This is a genomic window from Burkholderiales bacterium (assembly GCA_035518095.1).
In the GTDB taxonomy this organism is placed as follows: Bacteria; Pseudomonadota; Gammaproteobacteria; order Burkholderiales; family JAHFRG01; genus JAHFRG01.
Window position 1 is genome coordinate 1 of sequence record DATIXX010000064.1, and the last position, 5,506, is coordinate 5,506.

6 protein-coding genes are annotated in these 5,506 nt (G+C 57.1%); all 6 read right to left on the bottom strand.

Going from position 1 to position 5,506, the window contains the following annotated elements; all coding sequences use genetic code 11:
- Nucleotides 1–2: 2 nt before the first annotated feature.
- Nucleotides 3–992 carry a 2-dehydropantoate 2-reductase gene (locus VLV32_10575; protein ID HUL42328.1) on the bottom strand — a complete coding sequence of 330 codons (990 nt, stop codon included), beginning with the start codon at nucleotides 990–992 and terminating at the stop codon, nucleotides 3–5.
- Nucleotides 993–1,013: 21 nt separating this feature from the next.
- Nucleotides 1,014–1,787 carry a fumarylacetoacetate hydrolase family protein gene (locus VLV32_10580; GenBank protein ID HUL42329.1) on the bottom strand — a complete coding sequence of 258 codons (774 nt, stop codon included), beginning with the start codon at nucleotides 1,785–1,787 and terminating at the stop codon, nucleotides 1,014–1,016.
- A 186-nt stretch (nucleotides 1,788–1,973) separates the two neighbouring features.
- A complete protein-coding gene (locus tag VLV32_10585; GenBank protein ID HUL42330.1) occupies nucleotides 1,974–3,179 on the bottom strand; it encodes a CaiB/BaiF CoA-transferase family protein in 1,206 nt (401 codons plus the stop codon).
- Between the two features lie 2 nt (nucleotides 3,180–3,181).
- Complete coding sequence (locus VLV32_10590) at nucleotides 3,182–3,964, bottom strand: enoyl-CoA hydratase-related protein (protein ID HUL42331.1); 783 nt, start codon at nucleotides 3,962–3,964, stop codon at nucleotides 3,182–3,184.
- Nucleotides 3,965–3,985: 21 nt separating this feature from the next.
- Nucleotides 3,986–5,266 (bottom strand): TRAP transporter large permease, encoded by a 1,281-nt coding sequence (locus VLV32_10595; GenBank protein HUL42332.1) that lies wholly within the window; start codon nucleotides 5,264–5,266, stop codon nucleotides 3,986–3,988.
- The coding region (locus VLV32_10600) for a hypothetical protein (GenBank protein HUL42333.1) at nucleotides 5,266–5,506 on the bottom strand (241 nt) is incomplete at its 5' end. The genes VLV32_10600 and VLV32_10595, both read right to left, overlap by 1 nt.

Here is a 5,506-nt window from a genome sequence, read left to right on the forward strand (position 1 = left end):
CCTTAGGAACTGCGCTCTTCCGCCAGCGTCTTAGCGAGCAGCTTTGCAAGCGCGTACACCGCATCGATGTGCGGCGTCGGCGTGTGAGTAAGACGGCCGAGTTCCACCACCGAGCCCACTAATGCTTCAATTTCCGGCTCACGTCCGGTTTCGAAATCCTGCAGCATGGAGGTCTTATGCTTCCCAACCTTTTCCGCGCCAGCGATGCGCCGCTCCAGTGGGACACGAAACGTGATTCCGAGCTTGTTGGCGATCGTTTGTGCCTCGGTCATCATTGCTGCCGCCAGCTCTCGAGTTAAAGGATATTGGCAAATGTCAACCAGAGTCGAATGCGTCAGCGCGCTTATTGGATTGAATGTCAAATTCCCCCAAAGCTTGAGCCAAATTTCGGCGCGGATGTTGTCCAATACCGGCGCTTTGAGCCCTGCCTTTATGAAGCATTCCGAAACCCGCGTGACACGGTCGCTGGTGGAACTGTCCAGCTCGCCCACCGGGAAGCGATCCCCTTCAATATGCCTAACGACTCCCGGGGCGGCTAGAGTGCACGCCGGATAGACAACGCAGCCGATGACCCGATGTGGGGGGATCTTCTCGCTTATCAGCCCGGTCGGGTCCACGCTTTCCAACCGGCGACCTTCCAGTTCCCCGCCGTGTTTGTAAAAATACCAGTAAGGAATACCGTTTTGCATGGTAACGACCACGGTATCCGGACCGAACAGCTTAGGCACATCATTGGCGACAGCGTCCACCTGGTGTGCCTTGACGGCAAGAATTACAGCGTCTTGGGGACCGGCTTCCTCGTAGTTGTTTGTGGCTTTGACGTTGTTTGCCGGCTGTTCCGTACCGTCGCTCATAATAAGCTTCATGCCGTTCTTGCGAATCGCGTCCAGATTCGCGCCCCGCACGATAAAGGTAACATCGTCGCCGGCCAATGCCAGTTTCACGCCCACGTATCCACCGATAGCGCCTGCGCCAATAATCGCAGTCTTCATCCAGAGACTCCCTGAAAACAACTACTCGAAGATGTTGATCAGCTTGCCGATGCCGGCAATTTCGATCTCGATGGTGCTGCCGGGCTTCATTGAGCCGGCGCCTATCGATGTGCCGCAGGATATTATGTCGCCGGGAAACAGGGTCATGTCCCGGGATATCAGGCTGACCAATTGCGCCACGGAAAAGATCATATCGCTGATAGGATAATTCTGTCTCTCCTGCCCGTCCAGAATGCTCTTCACGACTAATGTCTCGGGATTCAAGCCAGTTGCGACCACCGGCCCCATGGGGCAGAAGGTATCGAATCCCTTGGCGCGGACCCACTGCGGGAAAACGGGATTGCGGTTGACGATGTCGAATATCCCCACATCGTTGACGCAAGTGTAGCCGAATACACAGCGCGTCGCATCGGATTCTGCCACATCCTTGCAGGTCTTGCCGATGACGATGCCCAGTTCCCCTTCGAATCCTACTTTGCCATCGCTTGATATCGGCTTGCGGATAGATTCAAGCGGATTCAGATATGAATTCGGCGCCTTGATAAAATAGTGCGGCTCTGCCGGGATTGCCAACTTAAGCTTCTCCGCCGCGGCTCGGAAGTTGTTCCATAGGGCGATAACTTTGCTTGGCCGCGTCGGACTGAGCAGTCGTGCATCACGCATGGATACAAATGCGCCGGTGGGAATCGGAGTGTCAAACAGGTCGCCTGTATGCACGCGTATTTCGCCGTTCTCTTGCAGCAATCCGAAATGTTCAACGTCCTGCTTATCCTTGAACCTTGCCCAAAGGGCCACAGTGTTCCTCCCGAGCATCAATGCGTGTCGAAAATATTACAAAATACCGCCAAAATGTTAATAATTATTTTGTACGCAAAAATAATACCTGAAACTTGAATGATGCGAATTGCAGCCGCGCGCCATAGGTGACAGTTCAAGTCGCCTGTTGTAAATGACATTAGTTACCGTACGGTGCCTTGAATCCTAGAGGGCGATGATATCGCCATTGGTTTTCAGCAATTCGATTTCCGCATCGCTGTATTCGTACTCGCGCAGCACCTCGCGCGTGTGCTCACCAAGTCGTGGCGCGCCCTGCCAAACTCCGCTCGGCGTCGCTGAGAACTTAACGGGCGTGCCAAGCGTTTTCATGCGGCCTAGGCCGCTATGCTCTACTTCTACCACCATCTGCCGCGCCAATACCTGCGGGTCTGCAAGCACCTCCCCAATGGACAGCACGGGCCCGGCGGGCACACCTGCAGCCTCGAGACGTGAAAGCCAGTCTGACGTTCTGCGGGTGCGGAAGCACTTCGTTAGAATATCGATTAGCACCTGGAGATTTTTCATGCGCGCTGCATTATCGGCAAAACGTGAATCTTTTCCGAGCTCCGGCATTTCGATGACTTCCACCAACCGCTCCCAGTTCGCCTGATTCGCGGCACCAATGTTGATCCAGCCGTCTTGTGTTTGAACAGCCTGATAAGGTGCGCTCAACGGGTGCGCTGAACCGATAGCCGCAGGTGACTTTCCCGTTGCCAGGAAGATGGCCGATTGCCAAAAAGTGGTCGCGACGCCGGCCTCAAGCAGCGACGTATCCACCCGCTGGCCTTCACCGGTTTTAAGGCGATGGACATACGCCGCAAGGACACCCATTGCAGCAAGGATTCCAGCAGCGATGTCGGTTATGGGCGGACCGGCCTTTACCGGCTTCCGACCGGCGCCTTCGCCGGTGATGCTCATGATGCCTGATTGACCTTGCGCGATGAGGTCGAAGCCGGCGCGATTCGCATACGGACCCGTGCGCCCAAAACCAGTGAGCTGGCAGTAAATGAGCGCGGGGTACTTTTTGTGTAATACCTCGTATCCCAGACCTAATCGCTCCATCGTGCCGAGACGGTAGTTTTCAATGATTACATCAGCCGTGGCAAGCATTTTCTCAAGCACGGCCCTGCCCGCGGCGTTTTTAAGATTGATCGAGGCGCCGCGTTTGTTGCGGTTTAGAATCATGAAAGCGGCCGACTCGCCGTCCATTGCGGGCGGCACCATGCGACGGGTATCGTCGCCGCCGGGCGCTTTCTCAACCTTGATCACATCGGCGCCCATATCGGCGAGCATCATCCCGCACACCGGCCCCGCCATGATGTGCGCAAGCTCAATGACTTTGAGGCCTGCAAGCGGTCCCGAGCTCGTCATGGTTAACGCCCCTTAAATTCTGGCTTCGTCTTGGCCAGAAACGACTGATAGCCGGTTTGAAAATCGTCGGTGTCGTAGCAGGCATAACCTTCATCGAGCTCGATGTCTGTCAACGGCGCCGGATTAGCTAAGCGGCGCATGAATTGTTTGTGCCAGCGCGCCACCAAGGGCGCTCCATCTGCGATACGCCGCGCAGTTGCGTAGGCTTCCTTCTCGACCTCGCCGTCCGGCGCCACACGCGTGACGAGACCTTTGCGCAACGCCTCTTCGGCGCCCATGACACGGCCTTCCAGCAGGATTTCCAGCGCTACCGCCTTGCCCACGAGGGAAAGCAGTGCCTGCATCTCGCGCAGGCCAAGCGCCAAGCCAAGACGGTTGATGGGAATCCCGAATCGACTCGAGGCACCGCAGATGCGCAAATCGCAGAGAGAAGCAATTTCGAGTCCGCCGCCGACGCATATGCCTTTGATGAGTGCCACCATCGGATGGCGGCATTCGGAAAGTGCGGCCAGCGCTTCGTGGTGCACCTCGCCATAGTTTTTGGCCTGCGCGGAATTGGCTCGCGTGTTGGCGAATTCGGAGATGTCATTACCGGGCGCGAAAGATTTCTCGCCCGCGCCGCGCAGCACCAGGCAGCGCAAGTTATCGTCAGCAGAGAGTTCGCGCAGCACCTCGCCGAGGCGTTTCCACATTTGCTTAGTGAGTGCATTGAGCTTTTGCGGACGGTTCAGCACCACCGTGGCGATATCCTCGTTGCGTTCGACAAGTATGACTTCGGCCGACATGGCTGACTCCTGTTTCAAGTTTCAGTGATAAAAGAATTCGACGAGCCCCATCGGTACTATCGGGACGTAGGTGACAAGCAGCAGCACCAGAAGCAACACCGCGATGAAGTAAACGTTGACCCGGGTCACTTCCCAGATATTTGCCTTTGCGATCGAACATGCGGTCATGAGCACGCTCGCAACCGGCGGGGTCTGCTGGCCGATCGCGAGGTTGAGAGTTACAATCAGACCAAAATGAATTGGATCGATCCCGACCGCGTGTACCAGGGGCATCACAACCGGCACGACCAGAACAATGGCAGCGGCGGAGTGCAGGAAAAATCCGATGATCAGAAAGAACACGTTAAGCAGCGCCAATACGGCGTAGCGATTCTCGGTCCAGCCGCTGATTTCGCGGGCAAGATGTTGCGGCAACTGCGCCTCGGTAAGATAAGTCCCCAACAGCGCCGAGGACGCGACCAGAAGCATGACCACGGCGGTCTGAATGCCGCCGTCAATTACCGCTTTCTTGAGATGGCCCCAGTCCAGCTCGCGGTAAATAAAACCGACTCCGATCGCCGCGACCACTGCCAATCCCGCGCCCTCGGTCGCGGTAACCACGCCGCCAAAGATGCCCCCAAGGATTATGACCGGCAGCAGGAAAGCGAACGCGGCATCCTTGAAGGTGACCCACAAGCGCTTGAGCTGAAACTGCTCTTCGACTGGGTAATTGCGGCGCCGTGCAAACCAGTAACACAGCGCCATCAGGGCTAGGCCGCCCAGGATGCCGGGGACGATGCCCGCGACGAATAGCTTGACGACCGAAGAATCCGACATCGCGCCATACAAGATCATCGGAATTGACGGCGGGATGATTATGGCCAGCGACGCAGCCGAGGAGTTGATCGCGGCGGCAAACGGTTTCGGATAACCTTTTTTCTTCATCGCAGGGATCAGGATTGAGCCAATGGCCGCAACGCCGGCCACGGCCGAACCGGAAATCTCTGCAAAGAACATGGACGCGCCGACCACCACCATCGCCAGGCCGCCGCGAATGAATCCCAGCAGCGCCGAGGCGAACGCGATGAGGCGGCGCGAGATACCGGACGAATTCATGATCGCGCCGGCCAGGATGAACAGCGGTATCGCCAGCAGAGGAAAACTGGTCGCGCCGTTGAACATCACGAGCGGAAGGTCCGGTAGCCTGCCGACGCCGCCGCTCGCGAGCATCGCAACGACGGTAACGATTGCAAGCGCAATGGCGATCGGAACGTTAATCAAGATAAGCGCGAGCAGACCGAGGAAAATAAACAGGATGTCCATTACGGGTCGCCGGTGGTTGTGACGGCCGGCTCGCCGGCGCGGGCCTCAGCAAGCCGCTGGGGAAAGTGAAGCGCTTCGGCGATGATGAACAGCAGCGAAGCGACGGGAATTACTGACTGCGTGTAGCTCACCGGAACGGTTGGCAGGCTCACCAGCGTGTCCGTTGCGAGCACCCTGAGCACACTCAGGCCGGTCCACCCAAGAGCAATCATAAACGCGAACACGAAAAACTCACCTACG